The organism is Streptomyces sp. AP-93 (assembly GCF_022808175.1).
Lineage (GTDB): Bacteria > Actinomycetota > Actinomycetes > Streptomycetales > Streptomycetaceae > Streptomyces.
In genome coordinates, this window is the sequence record NZ_JALGBX010000009.1 from 80,138 (window position 1) to 99,941 (window position 19,804).

The 19,804-nt window shown below is 71.6% G+C and carries 15 protein-coding genes; 6 read left to right on the forward strand and 9 right to left on the reverse strand.

Annotated elements, in window-relative coordinates; translation table 11 throughout:
* Positions 1–7 precede the first annotated feature (7 nt).
* Both MTF69_RS16765 and MTF69_RS16770 read left to right on the forward strand, forming a co-directional pair.
* Positions 8–724 (forward strand): hypothetical protein, encoded by a 717-nt coding sequence (locus tag MTF69_RS16765; RefSeq protein ID WP_243335242.1) that lies wholly within the window; start codon positions 8–10, stop codon positions 722–724.
* A gap of 205 nt (positions 725–929) precedes the next feature.
* Entirely contained in the window at positions 930–1,997 is a 1,068-nt protein-coding gene (locus MTF69_RS16770; RefSeq protein WP_243335244.1) for a hypothetical protein, read from the forward strand.
* A 527-nt stretch (positions 1,998–2,524) separates the two neighbouring features.
* Here the strand turns inward: MTF69_RS16770 and MTF69_RS16775 are convergent.
* From MTF69_RS16775 to MTF69_RS16785, 3 genes are all read right to left on the reverse strand, one after another.
* The gene (locus MTF69_RS16775) at positions 2,525–3,037 is read right to left on the reverse strand and encodes an NUDIX hydrolase (protein WP_243335245.1); all 513 of its coding nucleotides are present in this window, start codon (positions 3,035–3,037) and stop codon (positions 2,525–2,527) included.
* Positions 3,038–3,100: 63 nt separating this feature from the next.
* Entirely contained in the window at positions 3,101–3,814 is a 714-nt protein-coding gene (locus MTF69_RS16780) for an HNH endonuclease family protein (RefSeq protein WP_374323263.1), read from the reverse strand.
* Between the two features lie 102 nt (positions 3,815–3,916).
* Positions 3,917–4,399 carry an HNH endonuclease family protein gene (locus MTF69_RS16785; protein WP_374323208.1) on the reverse strand — a complete coding sequence of 161 codons (483 nt, stop codon included), beginning with the start codon at positions 4,397–4,399 and terminating at the stop codon, positions 3,917–3,919.
* A gap of 111 nt (positions 4,400–4,510) precedes the next feature.
* Between MTF69_RS16785 and MTF69_RS16790 the strand changes: the two genes are divergently transcribed.
* Positions 4,511–4,684, forward strand: a complete 174-nt coding sequence (locus tag MTF69_RS16790) for an Rv0909 family putative TA system antitoxin (RefSeq protein ID WP_243335248.1) — start codon at positions 4,511–4,513, stop codon at positions 4,682–4,684.
* A gap of 152 nt (positions 4,685–4,836) precedes the next feature.
* Here the strand turns inward: MTF69_RS16790 and mfd are convergent, their stop codons facing one another.
* The 3 genes from mfd to MTF69_RS16805 form a co-directional block, all read right to left on the reverse strand.
* Positions 4,837–8,373, reverse strand: a complete 3,537-nt coding sequence (mfd, locus tag MTF69_RS16795) for a transcription-repair coupling factor (protein WP_243335250.1) — start codon at positions 8,371–8,373, stop codon at positions 4,837–4,839.
* A 244-nt stretch (positions 8,374–8,617) separates the two neighbouring features.
* Complete coding sequence (locus tag MTF69_RS16800; protein WP_243335252.1) at positions 8,618–11,191, reverse strand: ABC transporter permease; 2,574 nt, start codon at positions 11,189–11,191, stop codon at positions 8,618–8,620.
* Positions 11,188–11,964, reverse strand: a complete 777-nt coding sequence (locus tag MTF69_RS16805) for an ABC transporter ATP-binding protein (protein ID WP_279345861.1) — start codon at positions 11,962–11,964, stop codon at positions 11,188–11,190. Before MTF69_RS16805 ends, MTF69_RS16800 begins: the two co-directional genes overlap by 4 nt.
* A gap of 343 nt (positions 11,965–12,307) precedes the next feature.
* Between MTF69_RS16805 and MTF69_RS16810 the strand changes: the two genes are divergently transcribed.
* Together MTF69_RS16810 and MTF69_RS16815 are read left to right on the forward strand one after the other, a co-directional pair.
* Positions 12,308–13,993, forward strand: a complete 1,686-nt coding sequence (locus tag MTF69_RS16810) for an MFS transporter (RefSeq protein ID WP_243335256.1) — start codon at positions 12,308–12,310, stop codon at positions 13,991–13,993.
* 71 nt (positions 13,994–14,064) lie between these two features.
* On the forward strand, positions 14,065–14,874 hold the full coding sequence (locus MTF69_RS16815) for a hypothetical protein (protein WP_243335258.1): 810 nt from the start codon (positions 14,065–14,067) through the stop codon (positions 14,872–14,874).
* 19 nt (positions 14,875–14,893) lie between these two features.
* Here MTF69_RS16815 and MTF69_RS16820 read toward each other — a convergent pair whose 3' ends face one another.
* A complete protein-coding gene (locus MTF69_RS16820) occupies positions 14,894–15,763 on the reverse strand; it encodes an alpha/beta fold hydrolase (protein WP_243335259.1) in 870 nt (289 codons plus the stop codon).
* A gap of 96 nt (positions 15,764–15,859) precedes the next feature.
* Between MTF69_RS16820 and MTF69_RS16825 the strand changes: the two genes are divergently transcribed.
* Positions 15,860–16,423: an ABATE domain-containing protein gene (locus MTF69_RS16825; RefSeq protein WP_243335261.1), complete on the forward strand. Its 564-nt coding sequence runs from the start codon at positions 15,860–15,862 to the stop codon at positions 16,421–16,423.
* Positions 16,424–16,523: 100 nt separating this feature from the next.
* Here MTF69_RS16825 and MTF69_RS16830 read toward each other — a convergent pair whose 3' ends face one another.
* Complete coding sequence (locus MTF69_RS16830; protein WP_243335263.1) at positions 16,524–17,396, reverse strand: DivIVA domain-containing protein; 873 nt, start codon at positions 17,394–17,396, stop codon at positions 16,524–16,526.
* Between the two features lie 137 nt (positions 17,397–17,533).
* On the reverse strand, positions 17,534–19,804 hold the full coding sequence (locus tag MTF69_RS16835) for an SUKH-4 family immunity protein (protein WP_243335265.1): 2,271 nt from the start codon (positions 19,802–19,804) through the stop codon (positions 17,534–17,536).

Sequence of the window (19,804 nt, forward strand, 5' to 3'; positions counted from 1 at the left end):
CACACACATGTCCCACACCACGCGCACCAGTTGGATCGCCCGCAACGCCCGCACCAAGCTCCTCACCGGGTGCGGCGCGGCCATCGCCCTCGTGGCCCTCACCGCGTGCAGCGGCGCCGAGACCACCACCGACAAGGGCGCCGACGCGGGCGCCTCGAAGGGCGCCTCCAAGCCGGCGGCGGCGAGCAGCGCCCCGGCCGCCGACGCGGGCAAGGCGAAGTCGGCCATCAAGGGCAGCGGCACCTTCCAGGTCGGCTCCGACGTCCAGCCGGGCCTCTACCGCTCGACGGGCAACACGGCCGACGACAACTGCTACTGGGAGCGCGCCAAGGACTCCAAGGGCGAGGCCGATTCGATCATCGACAACGACAACGCCGTCGGCTCCACGTACGTGGCCATCGCCGCCACCGACAAGATCTTCAAGACCGATGGCTGCAAGGGCTGGCAGCTCGTGGACCCGAAGGCCACCGGCACGCCGAAGGCCGAGATCTCCGGCAAGGCCGGCATGCTCAAGGTCGGCGTCGACGTCGCCCCGGGCACCTACAAGTCCGCCGGCTCCACCGAAGACGGCAGCGGCTGCTACTGGGAGCGCACCAAGGACGCGACCGGCAGCATCGAGACGATCATCGCCAACGAGAACCCCGAGGGCCAGGCCGTCGTGACGATCGCCGCCGGGGACGGCTTCTTCAAGACCGCCGACTGCCAGGACTGGAAGAAGAGCTGATCAAAGGCCTGATGCAGGGGGTGGTCCGGGCCCGGCCCCACGGGTGGCCCAGGACCTGATGCAGGGGGGTGGTCCAGGGCCCGGCCCGAACGGCGGCGGCCCAGGACCCGACCCAGGGGTCGAATCAGCGCAGCCGCTCCGGCGGGCGGGTGGGGTTTCCCCCGGTCGGCAGGCGTTCCCCGCCGTCATCGCCTATCTGTCGGGCATGCGGGATGTGGAAGTGCGCGAGCTGGGCCGGGACTGCGCCTTCGAGGAACCCGGAGCGGATGGGCTGACCCGCTACAAGATCCGGGGCAAGGTCTCCAAAGGGAAGGGCCGCGGACTGGGCGGCGAGGAAGCCGAGTGGGTCGTCCTGGAGATCGTCCACCGTGCCATCGCCGTACTGCGGGAGGCCAACGACGATCCCGGCCACCTCTTCGGCTACGACGGCGGAGGCCGCAACGGGCATGTGCTCCTCAGTAACATGCCCAGGCGTCTGTGCGCCTTCCGGGATCACCTCGACAAGCTATTCGGCACTGCGGAGAACCCCTACATTCCGCCGGTCACGGCGGCCCCTCCCGGCTTCGGTTCAGCCTCCGACGACGCCGAGACAACCGACGACGAACCTGCCGCCCTCCCCTGGGCCTTCGATACCCGGCAGTTCCGCCGGACCCTCGCCTGGCACATCGCCCATCAGCCGTTCGGTGTGGTCGCCGGTGCCCGCCAGTACAAACACACGGCGATCGCCGTGTTCGAGGGGTACGCGGGTACCTCCGCGTCGGGCTTCGCCGACGAGGTCGCCGCCGAGGAGGCTGTCGCCAAGCTCGACTACGTCGAGGATCTCTATCACGACTGGAACGACGGCGGCCCCTCCTCCGGCGGAGCCGTCCAGCGCATCGAGGCGGAGTTCGACCGCGTCCGCAGCGAGCTGGGTGATCTCCCCGGCGTCGTGGCCGGCCCGTCCCGGCTCCGGACCCTGCTGCGGCACCTGACCAGGACGCTCCATCCTGGCATCCTGAACGACTGCTTCTACCAAGCCGAGACAGCCGTCTGCCGCAAACGCGCGAAACCTCTGGGTCGCCCCGTACCGATGCTCGACATGTGCATGAGCTGCCCCAACTCCCGCCGCTCCGCGGTCCACGTGCCGCGTCTGGAGCGGGCCCGGGACATGGCACAGACCGAGCTCGGAGTCGCGGTGGACATCCCGCATCTCCAGAAGCTCGCCATCACCGAGCATCTGGCCACGCTCACCCGTCTGATCGCCGAGATCGACGACGAGGACACCCGACGATGACCGACTCCACCGACCAAACCCTCCACGTCGTCCAAGCCGCCTTCGCGCGGCTGACTCGCGAGAACAGCACGCTGGGCGAGATCGACCAGAGAATCATGCGCGCCTTCGAGCAGCTCATGATCGGCCGACCCGAGATCACCGACGGCCGAACGTCAGCCGTGAACATCTGCGCCGAGGCCGGCGTCTCCCGAGCCTCGTACTACCGCTCACCCGTCTCGGCGGTCATCAAGGAACTCCTTGACGCTCCGGAGGCCAAGCGGCCCGAGGCCGACGAACTCAGGCTGGAGATCACCCGGCTCAAGAAAACCATGCAGGAACTCCCAGCGAGAAGGCTGCCGAGATCCGGGACCTGCGATCGACCGTCACGGCGTACGCGAACCAGATCCAGGTCCTCACGCTCAGGAACGCCGAACTGGAAGCCGACGCACACCGACTGCAGGCCCAACTCGCCGGGGGAGAGGACGGAGTGGTCAAGCAGCTCCGCCGTTCCCGGACATCCGTCGGGTCGCCGTCGGTTCTGCCGTGACTCACCAGACCGTCCCAGCCGTACCCTCCTGCCGCTGGTGGTAGCGCCTCAACGCATCGACGCCGTCCTCTACGAAGCTCCAGCGCTGCCGCGCCTCCAGGAACTCTTGAGGAGTGAGCCACTCATGCCACGCGATCTCCGTCGGGTCGACAACGACCTCTTCCGTGATCACCACTTCATGGAGCCCCAGCCAGTAGGGACTAATAACCCCACTACACAGGTACTTGAAGACGAACTGTGGTGACGCGCTGACGCCCAGCTCCTCGGCGAGTTCCCGCGCTGCCGCATCCTCGTAGGACTCGCCGACGTCCACTGCCCCGCCCACCAGCCAGTTGTACTGGCCGGGGAACCGGGACACGGTCTGCGGCCGTCGATGCACCAAGATCCGACCATCGGGGCGACGGCAGACAGTCGTGGCAACTCGGTGCAGCCACCCACTTCGGATGGCATCACCGCGCTCGACGACTCCCAGCACCCGATCCCGATCGTCGACCTGCTCCACCAATTCACCCATGACGCGCACAGTTCCACACCGCTCTGACAGGCCCGGCGTGCAGACCTGCCGGACAGCCGGCCCTCAACCGCCGCACTGCTTGAGCATCACGTTCTTGTCCGCCGCCGTCACAGAAAGCTCGTACTTCTCTGCCACCTGCGCGAACCGCACCGCATACGAGCAGCGGATGGCCTTGTTCGGCGGTAGCCATGAAGCCGGACCGGAGTCACTCTTGGACGAATTGGCCGGTCCCGACACCGGCAGGAGGTTCAGGCCGTCGTTGGCGAACCGCTGCCGCTTCGCCGCGTCCCAGCGGGACGCTCCCATCTGCCACGCGTACGACAGCGGCACGACGTGGTCTATCTGCACCTCGGCCGCCTTCTCCTTCTTCCAGGCGATGTCCTTGCCCGTGTACGGGTCCGGCAGGGTCATCGACACCACCACGCAGGCTGAGCCGGACCGGAAGCGGACCTCCCTGCCGTCACGTTTCAGCAGGTCATTGCGGGTGTCACAGCCGTTGCGAGCGAAGGGCACCCCATCGGCGGTGTCCAGCCACGCCGAACCGAACTCCTTGCGGTCGTAGCCGGTCTTCGGCCCGCGTCCCTTGGTCGTGACCTTGTCGATCAGGTCGCGACCCGCCGACTTCTCTCTTTCCGAGCCGATCGCCGCAAGGCCCGGCTTGGTGCCGTCCGCGTTGGCGAGCGGTCCCGCGACCCCACGGTCGCCCACTGGTTCACCGCCACCCTCAGGTCCTGTGACCGTGCAGGCGGCCAAGACTGCCCCCGCCAGGGCAAGCAAGCACCCGGCCACCGACACGCGGGTCACCCGCGCCCCCACCCCGTTCACCTGGACAACCCCGCTCCGCCGATTCCGTTCGTGAGACACAACACCGTGAGACACCTAGACCGCCAACATAAGATCGTTGGCGAAGGCGATCCGCTTGCCCTTGTCCCAGCCTCCGGCCCCTTTCTGCCAGGCGTCGGACAGGGCCACGATGTGGTCGATGTCCACGCCGGTGCGGCCCCGCTCGTGCGTGATGCGGGTGCCGGTGTAGGGGTCCTTCTCCAGTACCCCGCTCAGCACCTTGCAGCCGTCCTTGAAGGTGGTCCGGGCCAGGTCCCGCTTGAGGATGTCCTCGCGGGTCCCGCAGCCGCTGCCGTCCGTGTCCAGCCAGCCCTTGCCGAACTGCTCGCGCGCGTAACCCGTCTTCGGCGCCCGCCCCTTGACCGCGAGCCCGTCCACCGAGGCCAGGGCCACCGGCCCGTTCGCCGGACCGGGGGCATTCGCGGCCGCACCGGAGCCGGGCTCGGGGAGCACCGTACAGCCGGAGAGCGCGACGGCCGAGGCGAGCAGGAGGGCGGGAAACAGCAGGTGGGAACGCATAGGACAAGATCATAAACTCCATGCCCTTACCGGGCGTTCCGACCCTCCAGCGGGCGAATCGCCATAAACGCGCGTAGCGTCGCAAACGGGATTACGGAAGGAGCCCGAGTCATGGGGATCTTTGACAGGTTCAAGGACCAGGCCAAGGACAAGGCCAAGGACATCTCCGACAACGTCGAGGCCGAGGCCAACGAGAAGACCGGTGGCAAGTACTCCGAGCGGATCGACAAGGCCCAGCAGCAGATGGAAGACAAGCTCGGCATCGACGACGACCCGATGAAGTAATTCCCGGCGGGAACGCGAACGGCCGCGGCCGGGAACCGGGAAGGGTCCCCCGCCGCGGCCGTCGCCGTGTCCGGGTCCGGGTCCGCGTACGGATGCCGGGTACGGCCTCCGCGTACGCGCCTACGAGGCTACGGAGCTACGGAGCTACGGAGCTACGAACCGAGGATCGTGGCGAGGAACTCCCCGGTCCAGCCCAGCAGTTCCCGGCCGACCAGCGGCTTCCCGCCCACCCGGGCCGTCTTCGGCCGCGGCACCAGCACCTGCGAAGCGGCCGGCTTGATGACCGACCCCGGGTAGAGCCGCTTGAGCCGCAGCTCCTGCGATTCGCGCAACTCCACCGGCCCGAAGCGGATGTTGGGACCCTGGAGGGTGATGTCACCGACCCCGCAGGCGCGGGCGAGCATCCGCAGCCCGGCCACCAGCAGCAGGTTCTCCACCGGCTCCGGCAGCTTGCCGTAGCGGTCGGTGAGCTCCTCGCGGACCGCCTTGACGTCCTCCTCGGAGTTGGCCGCCGCGATGGACCGGTACGCCTGGAGGCGCAGCCGCTCGCCCGGCGCGTAGTCGTGCGGGACGTGCGCGTCGACCGGCAGCTCGATCTTGACCTCGAGCGGCGGCTCCTCCTCGACCCCGCCGTCGACGGCCGCCCGGTAGTCGGCCACGGCCTCGCCGACCATCCGGATGTAGAGGTCGAAGCCGACGCCCGCGATGTGGCCGGACTGCTCGCCGCCGAGCAGGTTGCCCGCGCCGCGGATCTCCAGGTCCTTCATCGCCACGTACATGCCCGCGCCCATCTCGGTGTGCTGGGCGATCGTCGCGAGCCGCTCGTGCGCGGTCTCGGTCAGCGGCTTCTCCGGCGGGTACAGGAAGTACGCGTACCCGCGCTCGCGGCCACGGCCCACGCGGCCGCGCAGCTGGTGCAGCTGGGAGAGGCCGAAGTTGTCGCCGCGCTCGACGATGAGGGTGTTGGCGTTGGAGATGTCGATGCCGGATTCGACGATCGTCGTGGAGACGAGGACGTCGAACTTCTTCTCCCAGAAGTCCACCACGACCTGTTCCAGGGCCTGTTCGGACATCTGGCCGTGCGCCGTCGCGATGCGCGCCTCGGGCACGATCTCGCGGAGCTTGGCGGCCGCCCGGTCGATGGACTCGACCCGGTTGTGGATGTAGAAGCACTGGCCCTCGCGGAGCAGCTCGCGGCGGATCGCGGCGCCGATCTGCTTCTCCTCGTAGGGGCCGACGAAGGTCAGGACCGGGTGGCGCTCCTCGGGCGGGGTGGTGATCGTGGACATCTCGCGGATGCCGGTCACCGCCATCTCCAGGGTGCGCGGGATGGGGGTCGCCGACATGGTCAGCACGTCGACGTTGGCGCGCAGCTTCTTCAGCTGCTCCTTGTGCTCGACGCCGAACCGCTGCTCCTCGTCGACGATGACCAGGCCCAGGTCCTTGAACTTGGTTTCCTGCGAGAACAGCCGGTGCGTGCCGATGACGATGTCCACGGAGCCCTCGCGCAGGCCCTCCAGCGTCACCTTGGACTCGGTGTCGCTCTGGAAGCGGGACAGCGCCTTCACCTTGACCGGGAACTGCGCGTACCGCTCGGAGAAGGTCCCGAAGTGCTGCTGCACCAGCAGCGTGGTGGGCACGAGGACGGCGACCTGCTTGCCGTCCTGGACGGCCTTGAAGGCCGCTCGCACGGCGATCTCGGTTTTGCCGTATCCAACGTCCCCGCAGATCAGGCGGTCCATGGGGACCGACTTCTCCATGTCCTCCTTGACCTCGGCGATGGTGGTGAGCTGGTCGGGCGTCTCCGCGTACGGGAAGGCGTCCTCCAGCTCGCGCTGCCAGGGTGTGTCGGGGCCGAAGGTGTGGCCGGGGGCCGCCATGCGGGCGCTGTACAGCTTGATCAGGTCGGCGGCGATCTCCTTGACCGCCTTCTTCGCGCGCGCCTTGGTCTTGGTCCAGTCGGCGCCGCCGAGCCGGTGCAGGGTCGGGGCCTCGCCGCCGACGTACTTGGTGACCTGCTCCAGCTGGTCGGTGGGGATGTAGAGGCGGTCGCCGGGCTGGCCGCGCTTGGCCGGCGCGTACTCGACGAGCAGGTACTCGCGGGTGGCGCCCTGCACGGTGCGCTGCACCATCTCGATGTAGCGGCCGACGCCGTGCTGCTCGTGGACGATGTAGTCGCCGACCTCCAGGGTGAGGGGGTCGATCGTCTTGCGGCGCCGGGTCGGCATCCGGCCGAGGTCCTTGGTGGCGGTGCGCTGGCCGGTCAGGTCGGTCTCGGTGAGGACGGCGATCTTGAGCACCGGGTCGACGAAGCCGTTGTCGAGGGAGCCGCACGAGACGTGGACCAGCGAGGGCTCCAGGACGGTGACGTCCGCCTCGAGCCGGGCCGCGATGCCTTCGCCGCCGAGCACCTCGACGGTACGGGCGGCCGGGCCGTGGCCCTCGGTGAGGTAGACGGTGCGCCAGCCGTCGGCGAGCCAGGCCTTGGTGTCGGCGAGCGCGCGGGCGGTGTCGCCGCGGTAGGCCTCGGGGGCGTGCATGCCGAGCTTGAGGGTGTCTCCACTGGTGAGCTCCGCCTCGTCGGCGGCGAACGGGGACACCGACCACCACATCATGCCGAGCTCGCGCGCGTGCTCCCGTACGTCGGCGATCCCGCGGAGCGAGGCCGCGCCCACGTCGATGGGGGCCTCGCCGCCGCCCGCGGTGGCGGCCCAGGAGGCCATCAGGAACTCCTGCGAGGTCGCCACCAGGTCCGAGGCCCGCGTCCGCACCCGCTCCGGGTCGCACACGACGGCCATCGACCCGGCCGGCAGTACGTCGATCAGCAGCTCCATGTCGTCGACCAGGACCGGGGCCAGGGACTCCATGCCCTCGACCGCGACCCCTTCGGCGATCTTGTGCAGCAGCTCCCCGAGCTCGGGGTGCAGCTCGGCCAGCGCCGCGGCGCGCCCGCGCACCTCGTCGGTGAGGAGCAGTTCCCGGCAGGGCGGGGCCCACAGGCCGTGCTCGGCGATCTCCAGGGAGCGCTGGTCGGCGACCTTGAAGTAACGGATCTCCTCGACCTCGTCGCCCCAGAACTCCACGCGCAGCGGGTGCTCCTCGGTGGGCGGGAACACGTCGAGGATGCCGCCGCGCACCGCGAACTCGCCGCGCTTCTCGACGAGCTCCACGCGGGCGTACGCGGCGCCGGCGAGTGCCTGCGTCACCGCGCCGAGGTCCACGCTCTCGCCCTGGCGCAGGCTCACCGGGACCAGGTCCCCGAGCCCCTTGACCTGCGGCTGGAGCACGGACCGGATCGGCGCGACGACCACGGACACCGGGCCGGCCGCCGGGTCGTCCTTGCTGGGGTGCGCGAGGCGGCGCAGTACGGCGATGCGGCGGCCGACGGTGTCGCTGCGCGGGCTCAGCCGCTCGTGCGGGAGCGTCTCCCAGGACGGGTACTCGGCGACCTCGTCGGGGTTGAGCATCGAGCGCAGCGCGGCGGCCAGGTCCTCGGCCTCCCGCCCGGTGGCGGTCACCGCGAGCACGGTGCGCCCGGTGCGGGCGGCGAGCGCGGCGATGACGAAGGGCCGCGCGGCGGCCGGGCCGACGAGGTCCACGTGCATGCGGTTGCCGTCCCCGGCCGCGGTGACCGCCTCTGCGAGTGCGGGGTCCCGGGTGACGGCGTCGAGCAGTCCGTGCAGGCTCATGAAGGCGGCTTTCCGTCCGGTGAGGTGCGGCGAGTTCCCGCGGGGCGGCAACGCGAAGGACCCGACACGTCGAACGGGCCGGGGGTTCCCACCCTACGACGCGGGTCCGACAGCCGCGCGTGGGATTCGGGACGCCCGTGGTGGTGGCGGCGGGTCAGCCGGTCCTGCCGGGGACGACCGCGGCCCCGCCCCACCCGAACGGGTGAGGCGGGGCCGCGGCGTTCCCCCGTACGACCGCCGGCGACTACTCGCTGGCGATCGCGTTCAGGACGTTCATCCGGCCCGCCCGGAAGGCCGGGACCAGTGCGGCCAGCAGGCCGACCAGGGCGGAGCCGGCGAACACGCCGAGGATGGTGGGCCACGGGATCTCGAGGATCTTCATGCCCTGCAGTGCGAGGAGCTGGTGGGCGGTGGCGCCCCAGCCCATGCCCAGGCCGAGGCCGAGCAGGGCGCCGAAGAGGGCGATGACCACCGACTCCAGGCGGATCATGCGGCGCAGCTGGCGGCGGGAGAGGCCGATGGCGCGCATCAGGCCGATCTCGCGGGTCCGCTCGACCACCGAGAGGGCCAGGGTGTTCACCACGCCCAGGACCGCGACGATGATCGCGAGGGCGAGGAGGGCGTAGACCACGTTCAGCAACTGGCCGACCTGGTCCTTCAGCGCCTGCTTGTAGTCCGTCTGGTTGAACACCTGGTACTGCGGGTACTCGGCCAGATCCGCCTTGACCGCCTTGTACGCGGCGGCGTCCTGGCCGTCCTTCGCGGTGGCCAGCAGCATGAAGGGCCTGGGCAACTTGTCGGCGGGCATGTTCGCCTCGGCGACGGCGGTGCTGACGTACTTCATGCCCTTGTCGAGGTTGCCCTCGTCGCTGGTGATCGCCGCGACCTTGAGCTTGGTGGTCTTGCCGCCCGTGAAGGCGACCGTCAGCTCGTCACCGAGCTTCACCCGGTGCTTCGTGGCGAAGTCGGAGCCCACCGACATCGAGCCCGGCTTGTACGCGTCCGCGTGCTCGCCGGCGATCATCTTGCGCCGGATGTCCTTGGCGTAGGTGGGGTCCTGGACCCCGAGCCCGTAGATCTCGGTGGTGCCGTCGGAGGTGGTGATCTTGGCGTCCACCTCCCGGTAGGCCGTGACGTGCTCCAGGCCCTGCGTGGCCCGCAGTGCCTCCTCGGCCTGCGGTACGACCGGCTGACCGGTCTGGGACTGGACGATGAAGTCCGCGCCGACCGACTTGTCGAGCTCGTCGGTGGCCGAGGCCACCATCGAGGAGCCGACCACCGACAGGCAGGCGACCAGGGCGAGGCCGATCATCAGCGCGGCGGCGGTGGCGCCGGTGCGGCGCGGGTTGCGCAGCGCGTTGCGCTCGGCGAGGCGGCCTATGGAGCCGAAGGGCCGCAGCACGGGGGCGGACAGGGCCCGCACCACGACGCCCGCCAGGAGGGGGCCGATCACGATGAAGCCGATGAGGGTGAACAGCACGCCCAGACCCAGCCACTGCGCTCCGGTGCCGGCGGCGTCGGCGGTACCGGCGAGGTACAGGGCCGCGGCGCCGATGCCGGTGAGGCCCAGGCCCAGGGCGGCGCGGATCCGGCCGGCCTTCTTGTCGCCGGGGGTGCCCGACTCGCGCAGGGCGGCCATCGGCGAGACCTTGCCGGCCCGGCGGGCCGGGAGGAAGGCGGAGATGACGGTGACGACGACGCCGAGGGCTATGCCGATGACCGGGGTGGTCCAGGCGATGGTCAGGTCCTCGGTGGACAGGCTCATGCCGAGCCCGCTCATGAGCTCCATCAGGCCGACGGCCAGGCCGATGCCGGCGGCGACGCCGAGGATCGATCCGACCACGCCGAGCAGCAGGGCCTCGATGACCACCGACTTCAGGACCTGGCCGCTGTCGGCGCCGATGGCCCGCATCAGGCCGATCTCACGGGTGCGCTGGGCGACCAGCATCGAGAAGGTGTTGAAGATCAGGAAGATTCCGACGAGGAAGGCGATCGCGGCGAAGCCGAGCATCACCCACTTCATGATGTCGAGGAAGTCCATGCTCTTGCGGTTGGCGTCCGCGGCTTCCTTGGCGGTCTGCAGCTTGTAGGTGTCGGCGCCGACGACGGTGGCGACGTTCTGCTTGAGCTGGGTGTCGCTCACCCCGCTCTTGGCGGTGACGTTGACGTGCGTGAAGGCGTCCGGGGAGCCGAGCAGCTTGTGCTGCGAGGTGGCGGTGTCGAAGTAGACGACGGTCGCGCCCGGGTTGGTCACGGTGAAGGCGGCGATACCGGTGATCTTGGAGCGGATGTCGCCGGTGACGGCGATGGTGCGGATGTCGTCACCGAGCTTCAGGTGGTGCTTCTTCGCGGTGTCGGCGTCGATCATCACGTCGGTGGGGCCGCGCGGGGCCTGCCCCTCGATGATCTTCATCGACCGCAGGTCGTTCTCGGTCCAGTTGCCCGCGAAGGTCGGGGCTCCGGTGGACGAGCCGAGGTTCTCGTTCTTGGAGTTGACGACGGTGACCGCCATGGAGGAGACGCCGCCCTCGGCGGACTTCACTCCCTCGGCCTTCTTCACCTGGTCGACGACCGAGCCGGCCAGCGCCGGCGGCTTGCCGGTGTCCGGGGTCTCCCCGCTGTTATCGGCCTCCTTCGGGGTGACCGTGACATTGGAGTTGGTGACCGCGAACAGCTTGTCGAAGGTGGTGTTCATGGTGTCCGTGAACACCAGCGTCCCGCAGACGAAGGCGACGGAGAGCATGACGGCCACGGCGGAGAGCGCCATGCGGCCCTTGTGCGCGACGAAATTGCGCCGCGCGGTCTTCATGACGGTCATGACGTCCGCCCACGGGCGTCGAAGTCCTTCATGCGGTCCAGGACCTGGTCGGCGGTGGGCCTGTGCATCTCGTCCACGATCCGGCCGTCGGCGAGGAAGATGACGCGGTCCGCGTAGGAGGCGGCGACCGGGTCGTGGGTGACCATGACGATGGTCTGGCCCAGCTCGTTCACCGAACGGCGCAGGAAGCCGAGGACCTCCGCGCCGGCCCGGGAGTCGAGGTTTCCGGTGGGCTCGTCACCGAAGATGATCTGGGGCCGGGAAGCCAGGGCGCGGGCGACCGCCACGCGCTGCTGCTGGCCGCCGGAGAGCTCGGTCGGACGGTGCTTGAGGCGGCCCGCCAGACCCACGGTCTCCACGACCCGGTTCAGCCACTCCGCGTCGGCCTTGCGGCCGGCGATGTCCATGGGGAGCGTGATGTTCTCCAGGGCGTTGAGCGTCGGCAGCAGGTTGAAGGCCTGGAATATGAAGCCGATCCGGTCGCGGCGCAGCTGCGTGAGCTTCTTGTCCTTCAGACCGGTGATCTCGGTGTCGTCCAGGAAGATCTGGCCGCTCGTGACCGTGTCCAGACCGGCCAGGCAGTGCATCAGCGTGGACTTGCCGGAGCCCGAGGGCCCCATGATCGCGGTGAACTGGCCGCGCTGGATGTCCACGTCCACCGCGTCGAGGGCGACGACCCGCGTCTCGCCGGAGCCGTAGGCCTTGACGACCTTCCGCGCCCGCGCCGCGACGGCCTCATGCCCTCCAGTACCCCCGTGCCTGGTTTCGGTCATAGCCGTTGTCACGGTGTTTCCCCTCGTTCTGTCGCCTGGTTCGAAGCACGTGATGCGCTTCATCCGAAGTCTGCTGGCCGGGGGTGCCGCGGCGCGCTGGTGCCAATCGCCGTATCCATAGGGGTGCTAGCCCCACCCCCCGGACTCCCGCCCTGTAGAAACCAGTTAAGGACTTTCGCGGCCCTTCCTCCTCCTCCCCCAGGACGAAGCGTCCCTGGATCCTTGTGAGGACCGACCCCTAGGGGATCTCGCCCGTTGGGACGAGGCGCCCTGAGGGATACCACCCCGTCGTGCCGCGGTGAGATGGTGTCCGCGCAGGTACGGACGGGGGGGAAGGTTTTTCATGGGCTCAGGGGAGAGCACGGGCGCGAGTACCGACGACAGCGCCGGAGGCATACCCGGGAGCGCCCCGGCAAGATCCGGTGGCCGAGCCTCCGCCAAGCCGCCGAGTACAGGTGCAGGTGCAGGTGCAGGTACGGGTACAGGTACGGGTACAGGTACGGGTACAGGTACGGGTACGCAGGCGACCGCCCCGCCCGGCCGGCCCCGGACGGCCGTCGTCGCCGCCCTGATGCTGACCATGGGCCTCGTCGCCCTCGACAGCGCCGTCGTGGCCACCGCCGTCCCGCAGATCGTCGGCGACCTCGGCGGCTTCGCCGTCTTCTCCTGGATCTTCTCGGGCTACATCCTGGCCGCAACGGTCACCCTGCCCGTCTACGGCAAGCTCTCCGACACCTACGGCCGCAAGCCCGTCCTGCTCCTCGGCATCAGCCTCTTCCTGCTCGGCTCGCTGCTGTGCGCGGCCGCCTGGAACATGGCCGCCCTCATCGCCTTCCGGATCCTCCAGGGCCTGGGCGGCGGTGCCCTGCAGGGCACCGTCCAGACCCTGGCCGCCGATCTCTACCCGCTCAAGGACCGGCCGCGCATCCAGGCCCGGATGTCCACGGTCTGGGCCACCTCGGCGCTGGCCGGCCCCGCGCTCGGCGGGCTGATCGCCACGTACGCCGACTGGCGCTGGATCTTCCTGATCAACCTGCCGCTGGCCGCCGCCGCCCTGTGGATCATCAGCCGCCACCTGGTCGAGCCCACCCGGGCCCCCGGCCGTACCGGCCCCGTCGACTGGGCGGGAGCCCTCGCCGTCTTCGCCTGCGGGGGGCTGCTGCTCTTCGCGCTGGTCCAGGGCGGAGTCGCCTGGCCCTGGCTTTCGGCGCCCTCGCTGGGACTGTTCGCCGCCGCCGCCGCGCTGGGCGCGCTCGTCGTCTGGATCGAACGCCGGGCCGCGCAGCCCATCCTGCCCGGCTGGGTGTGGCGCCGGCGCACCATCGCCGCCGTCAACCTGGCCATGGCCGGGCTCGGCCTGCTGATGGTCGCCCCGATGGTGTTCATGCCGACGTACGCCCAGTCCGTACTGGGCCTCGGCCCCACCGGCGCCGGCCTGGTGACCTCCGCGATGACCCTGAGCTGGCCGATCAGCGCCGCCTGCGCCCAGCACGTCTACCGGCGCATCGGCTTCCGCAACACCGCCGCCACCGGGGTCGCCCTGGCCGCCCTCATCCTCGGCTCCTTCACCCTGCTCCCCTACCCCGCCCCGGTCTGGCAGCCCGTACTGATCATGCTGCTGCTGGGCGCGGCCCTCGGCCTCTTCCAGCTCCCGCTGATCGTCGGGGTCCAGTCCACGGTGGGCTGGGAGGAACGCGGAACCACGACGGCCTCGGTGCTGTTCTGCCGCAACGTCGGGCAGAGCGTCGGAGCGGCGCTGCTGGGAGCCGTGGCCAACGCCACCATCGCCGGCCGCCTCGCGCAGGCCCCGGTGCCCGGGCTCCCCGCGACCCTGGACGACGTGTCCAAGGCCCTGACCGACCCCGGCCTCCTCTCCCCGGAGGCCGCCGAGTACCTGCGCCGGGCCGTGGCCGCCGCCGGGGACCACATCTTCCTCGGCGCGACCCTGGCGGCGGCCGCGTCGGCGCTGGTGCTGCTGCTGGTGGCGCCGCGGCGGTTCCCGCTGCTGCCGGAACAGCGGGAGGGCTGAGGGCGACTTGTCATGCCCGGGCCGAGACGGTAACCCTCTTCTGAGACGCCGCACTCCCGGGGGGACCACACATGACGTCCGCACTCTTCGCACTCGCCTTACTCGCCGCCCTGACGGGCCCCATCGCCCTGCGCCTGCTCCGCCACCCCGGCTTCGTCACCGGCCGCGACGGGCGCCTCTCCACCTCGACCACGCTCGCCCTGGCCTGGACGGTGATCCTGGTCTGGCTGCTCCTGGCGACCCTCGGCTACGGGCTCACCGCGGGCGGCGGCGTCGACTGGTTCCAGGGCCCCGAGGGCCCGCTGTCCTCCCTCACGACCGTCTACCTCCCGCTGCTCGGAGGCCCGTACGCCGCCCTGATCGCGGCGAAGGCGGTGGTCGGCATGCGGGTGGAGCGGGGCTCCATGGCCAAACCGGCGCCGAAGGGCACGGAGCGGCGCCCGATGCACGACCTGATCTCCAACGACGGCGGGCGGACCGACCTGGTCGACCTGCAGTACGTCGCCCTGAGCGCGGTCACGATGCTGTACGTGGTGGCGTTCTTCCTGACGGACGTGGGCGGCGGGCTGCCGAAGCTGCCGGCGGAGATGTGGGCGCTGACGGGCGCACCTGCGGGCGCGTACCTGGTGAACAAGATGGCGACGCGCGCGAACCCGGTGATCACGCACGTCTCCGTGACCGAAGGGCTCCTGGCCGTCGAGGGCGGCGGCTTCGGCGACGACCCGCGCGTCGAACTGGACGGAACGGCGCTCGCGACGTCCGCCGACCCGACGGGAGCCCTGACGGCTCCCCTCCCGACACCGGCGCCGGCCGCGTTCACGGTGGTGGTCACCACCCGCGGCCTCCGCAGCGACCCCTACCGGTACACGAGCGCCGCCTAGGCACCCCTCGGGCGCCCACCTACTGGCCGAGCTTCGCCAGGAAGTCCTCGATCAGCGGGGCGATCTCCGGGAGGTGGGTCTCCAGCGCGAAGTGACCGGCGCCCGCGAAGAGGTGGACCTCGGCGTCCGGCACGTCGCGCTGGTACGCCTTCGCGCCCGCCGGGAGGAAGAAGGGGTCGCCCTCGCCCCAGACGACGAGGACCGGGATGTCCGCGGCGCGCAGCCACGCCTGCCAGGCCGGGTAGTGGGCGAAGTTGGAGTGGTAGTCGAAGGCGAGGTCGGCCTGGGCGTCGGCGCGCCCGGGCAGGCCCAGGTAGTGGACGTCGAGCGTCCAGCCGTCCGGGGAGATCAGGGAGGTGTCGGCGACTCCGGCCTCGTACTGGAAGCGGGTGCCGTCCTCGCCGAACAGCCCCCGCACCTGCTCCTCGTGGCCCGGGACCTCGCGCCGCAGCCCGGTGAACTCCCGGGCCATGTCGGAGAGGCCCTCCTCGTACGCGTTGCCGTTCTGCACGATCAGGCCGGTCACCCGGTCCGGGCGGCGCTCGGCGAGGCGCAGGCCGACGGGGGCGCCGAAGTCGAAGACGTAGAGGGCGTAGCTCTCCAGGGCGAGGGCGTCGGTGAAGCCCTCCACGACGTCCGCGAGCCGGTCGAAGGTGTACGTGAACCCGTCCGGGGCCCGGGTGCGGCCGAAGCCCGGGTAGTCCGGGGCGATCAGCCGGTACGGGGTGGAGCCAAGGGCGTCCATCAGCCGGGCGAACTGGTGCGAGGAGGTCGGGAAGCCGTGCAGGAGGAGCAGTACGGGGGCGTCGGCCGGGCCGCTCTCGCGGTAGGCGACCTGAACGCCGGCTACGTCGACGCTGTTGTGCCGGATGGCGGGTACGACGGTCATCACATTCCCCCTGTGGCGTTGTTTCCATTAGTCTCACCGAAGATCACTAACGTGTCAAGGGTCTCAACTCCCATTAGTCACAGGTAATGTGAGGGCATGACAGCGTTCTTCCCGCTCACCGGCGAGCCCCTCGCACTGGACCTCCTCAACACCGACTGCGCGGTCGGCGACCTCGTCGCCGAGCCGGCCGGCCTCGCGGACTGGCTGGCGACACAGGAGGGCCGGCTCGCGCACGTACCGCCGGTCGGCGCGGCGGAGGTGACCGCGGTGCATGCCGTACGGGAGGCCGCGCGCGCCGCGCTGACCGCCGCCCGGAGCGGCGCGGAGCCCCCGGCGGAGGCAATGCGCGTGCTGAACTCCGCGCTGGCCGGCGCCCCGGCCCACCAGGAGCTCGCCTGGACCCCTGAAGCCGGGCTGACGGCCGCCACCGTCCGGCCGGAGGCGGCGCCCGGGGCCCGCAGGCTCGCGGCGGAACTCGCGGAGGCCGTGGCGGAACTGCTGCTCGGGGGGCGGGTCGAGGAGCTCCGCGACTGCGAGGGCGCGGGGTGCACGCTGGTGTTCCTCCCGGCGCACCCGCGGCGCCGGTGGTGCGTGGCCTCGCTCTGCGGCAACCGCGCACGCGTCGCCCGCTACTACGCCCGCCACAAGCCCACCCCGTAGCCCGGGCCGGGCCTCCGCGGGGCTGCGGACCGCGAGGCCGGGGGCCCGGTGCGCGGGGCCGGCCCCGGACCGCAGACCCCGGACCGCGGGCCCCGGGGTGTCAGCCCTCCGCCGGGGCCCGGCCCGTCAACGCCGCCAAACTGGAGCGGACGTGGTTCATGTGGGCCCGCATCTCGTCCTGGGACTCCCCGTGCTCCCGCAGGATCCGCTCCGTCTCCCGCCCGACCCGCTCCTCCCGCACCCGCGCCTCCGCGATCAGCTCCGCCGCCTTCGCCTCCGCGTCCTCCTGGCCGTGCCGGGCCGTCTCCTGGGCCTGCGCGAAGCCCCGCTTCGCCTCCGCCAGCCGGGACTCCGCGTACCTCTCCAGCTCGGCGTGCCGGGACTCCAGCTCCGCCTGCCGCGCCGCCAGCTCCCGCTCCGCCGCGTCCCAGCGCTCCGCGTGTTCCTGCTCGCGCTCGGCGAGCAGCGCGTCCGCCCGGCGGGCCGTGTCCGCCAGCGCCGCCTGCGCCTCCGCCCGCCACGCCGCCGCGTCGTCCCGCGCCTCCGTCCGCGCGTCGTCCGCCTCGCGCCCCGCCCGCAGCAGCCCCTGCCGGGCCCGGACCTCGGTCTGCTCGCGCACCGCCTCCGCGTCGCCGCGCGCCAGCTCCGTCACCCGGTCGGCGTGTGCCTCGGCGGCGCCCGCCGCCGCCAGCGCGTCCGCCCGCGCGTCACCCCGTAGGGTCTCGGACTCCTCCTCGGCCAGCAGCAGGATCCGGCGGGCTCGCTCGCCGAGGTCCTCGTACATCTGCGGGGCCAGGTGGGAGACCTCCACACGCAGCCGCTCCGCGTCCGCCTCCATCTGCCTGGCCAGGACGGTCAGCCGGGCCACCCGCTCCCAGGCCTCGTCCCGGCTCCCCGACAGCCGGGCGAGGTACCGGTCCACCTCTTCCGCCCGGTAGCCACGGCCACGCACGGTCGTAAAGGGTGCACTCATCCTGGAAGCGCCTCTCTCGCGGGGGTTCCTGCCAAGGATGCGTCATTTGCTCGCAGAAGCCCGAATGGCCGGGCCGAGACCCCGTTCGGGGGTCACGGCCCGGCCATCCGGATCAGCGCAGGATCAGCAGAAACCGCTCAGAGGAGCCCGTCCCACATCTGCTCCAGCAGCACCGACCACCAGTTCTCCGGCGACGCCAGCGCCGCACTGTCCAGGCCCGCCAGATTCGCCTGGAAATCGACGGTCCAGCGGCCCGCCTGCTCCGGCGTCAGATGCTGGCGCAGCCGCCACATGTGACCCAGCATCGCCAGCGACCGGACGAACTGCGGCAGCGAGGAGTTCACGAACTGCGGAGGCACCGGAGCGCCCCCCGGACCCGCCTCCACCGGCACCGCCACGATGTGCGCGGTCCCGTACTGCACGCACAGCGCCTTGCCGAAGTCGCTGCCCACCACCAGGTACGAGCCCGCGTCCGAGGCCGGCTGCACCTGCCGCTGCGCCGCCAGCTCGGCCAGCGTCGGCAACGGGGCACCCGGTACGGCCTGGGCCCAGAAGAACGGCCCGAAGTCCACCGGCAGACCCGACCACATCAGCGTCTGCGCCACGATCTCCGGCACACCCTGCCGGGACACCGCACGCTGCTCGAAGCGGAAGACGCCCTGCGGCCCGAACGCCCCCGCCAGCTCCTGCGCGATCGCGTCGAGCGGGATCGCCGGCTGCAACGGCACCTGGGGCAGCGGTGCGCGCACCGGCGCGGGCCGCGCCGGGCCGTCCGCCACCTGGTGCAGTTCGCCCTGGTGGGTCAGCAGGTGCCGCATGCCTTGCTGTCGGCCCGCGTGGTCCGTCCCGTACGGGGCCACGCTCGTGATCCGGACCTGCGGCCAGGTCTCCCGGATCATGCGGGCGCAGTAGCCGCCGGGCAGCTCGCACGAAGCCAGCTCGGTGTGCAGTTCCAGCACCTGCTGCGGAGGCACGTTCATCGCCCGCAGCTCGTACAGGATCTGCCACTCCGGGTGCGGGGTGCCGGGCGCGGAGCGGCGGATGAGCTGCTGCTCGGAGCCGTCGGGAGCCCGGTAGCGCAGCACGGCCTGGTAGCCGGGGCCGACCGTGGGCACCCCGGGAGCGGGGGCCTGCGGCGCGGGTGCCTGCGGCGCGTGTACGGGGGACTGCGGCGCGGGGCCGGGCGGCGCGGGCGGCTGCCCGGCACCCGGAGCTCCGGGCGGGCCGGGCGGACCGGGCTGCTGCGGTCCGCCGGGACCGGCCAGCATGGTGGCCGCGTACGCGTCTCCGCGCCCGCCGGAGGCCCCGGGAGCCCCCGGCGGACCGGGAGGCGCGGGCTGCCCCGCCACGGCCGGACCCGCCAGCATCGTCGCCGCGTGGTCCAGCCCGCCGCCCGGAGCTCCGGGCGGGCCGGGCGGGCCGGGCTGCTGCGGTCCGCCGGGACCGGCCAGCATGGTGGCGGCGTACGAAGGCGAGTCCGCGCCGCTGCCCGGCGCACCGGGCGGACCCGGCGGAGTCACGGGCGCGGGGGCCCCGGGCCGGTTGACCCGGGCCTTGCTCGTCGGCGCGTCGGCGATGTCCCCGCGGGACACCGGCCCGGGACCGGAGGCCGCACCCTGCCCCGGCCCGGAGGACTCCGGGTCCAGCGCGGGCACGACGGCGGTCTTCGGCAGCTCACTGCCCCTGGGCATCAGGGTCGTGCGCGCCTCCGGGCCCGGCCCCGACGGCGCCGGGGCGTCGTCCAGGTCCGTCCCGGACAGCGGCGGGGCGAACACCGTCGCCGGCAGCGGTACGGACACGGAGTCCGCACCGGGGTTCACGTCGGTACCGGCCCACGGCGTGGCCCCGGTCGGGACCGCGGCGGGCACCCCGTCGTTGGCGGTCGGCTCGTAGGGGACCTCTCCCCCGCGCCGCAGCGGCACGGGCTCCGGGTCCGGCTCCGCAGAGCCCGCCCCGGAAGCGGCCGGAACCGCCTGCCCGGCCGGCGCCGGAGGAGCCACCGGGGCTTGCGGAGCAGGAGCCGCCGGAGCCGCCGGGATCCCCGCCCGGTCCGCCGCCTCCTGGAGCCACTCGGGCGGACTCAGCATGAACGAGGTCTGCTCCGAGTCGATGCGCGGCACCGGCACCGAAGCCTCGGCCTGCGCGGCCGACGCCCCGTACTCCTCCTCGTAGCGGCGGATCACCTCACCCACCGGCAGGCCGGGCCAGAGCGTCACCTCCCCGCTGTCCCGCGCGATGACGAGCCGCTGCCGGCCGCCCCCGGACACCGGGCCCGCCGGGCGGTCCTCCGCCCACACCACGAAACCGAGTCCGAACTCCCGTACGCGCACCTCGCGGTGCTGGTACCCGGGCACGTCCCCGTTGATCCACTCTTCGGCGCGCTCCTGCGCCTGCGCAAACGTCACCAT

Coding starts and splice junctions, on each gene's coding strand:
- MTF69_RS16765 (WP_243335242.1), top strand. CDS start 8: ATGTCCCACACCACGCGCACCAGTTGGATCGCCCGCAACGCCCGCACC.
- MTF69_RS16770 (WP_243335244.1), top strand. CDS start 930: ATGCGGGATGTGGAAGTGCGCGAGCTGGGCCGGGACTGCGCCTTCGAG.
- MTF69_RS16775 (WP_243335245.1), bottom strand. CDS start 3,037: ATGGGTGAATTGGTGGAGCAGGTCGACGATCGGGATCGGGTGCTGGGA.
- MTF69_RS16785 (WP_374323208.1), bottom strand. CDS start 4,399: ATGCGTTCCCACCTGCTGTTTCCCGCCCTCCTGCTCGCCTCGGCCGTC.
- MTF69_RS16790 (WP_243335248.1), top strand. CDS start 4,511: ATGGGGATCTTTGACAGGTTCAAGGACCAGGCCAAGGACAAGGCCAAG.
- mfd (WP_243335250.1), bottom strand. CDS start 8,373: ATGAGCCTGCACGGACTGCTCGACGCCGTCACCCGGGACCCCGCACTC.
- MTF69_RS16800 (WP_243335252.1), bottom strand. CDS start 11,191: ATGACCGTCATGAAGACCGCGCGGCGCAATTTCGTCGCGCACAAGGGC.
- MTF69_RS16805 (WP_279345861.1), bottom strand. CDS start 11,964: ATGACCGAAACCAGGCACGGGGGTACTGGAGGGCATGAGGCCGTCGCG.
- MTF69_RS16810 (WP_243335256.1), top strand. CDS start 12,308: ATGGGCTCAGGGGAGAGCACGGGCGCGAGTACCGACGACAGCGCCGGA.
- MTF69_RS16815 (WP_243335258.1), top strand. CDS start 14,065: ATGACGTCCGCACTCTTCGCACTCGCCTTACTCGCCGCCCTGACGGGC.
- MTF69_RS16820 (WP_243335259.1), bottom strand. CDS start 15,763: ATGACCGTCGTACCCGCCATCCGGCACAACAGCGTCGACGTAGCCGGC.
- MTF69_RS16825 (WP_243335261.1), top strand. CDS start 15,860: ATGACAGCGTTCTTCCCGCTCACCGGCGAGCCCCTCGCACTGGACCTC.
- MTF69_RS16830 (WP_243335263.1), bottom strand. CDS start 17,396: ATGAGTGCACCCTTTACGACCGTGCGTGGCCGTGGCTACCGGGCGGAA.
- MTF69_RS16835 (WP_243335265.1), bottom strand. CDS start 19,804: ATGGTGACGTTTGCGCAGGCGCAGGAGCGCGCCGAAGAGTGGATCAAC.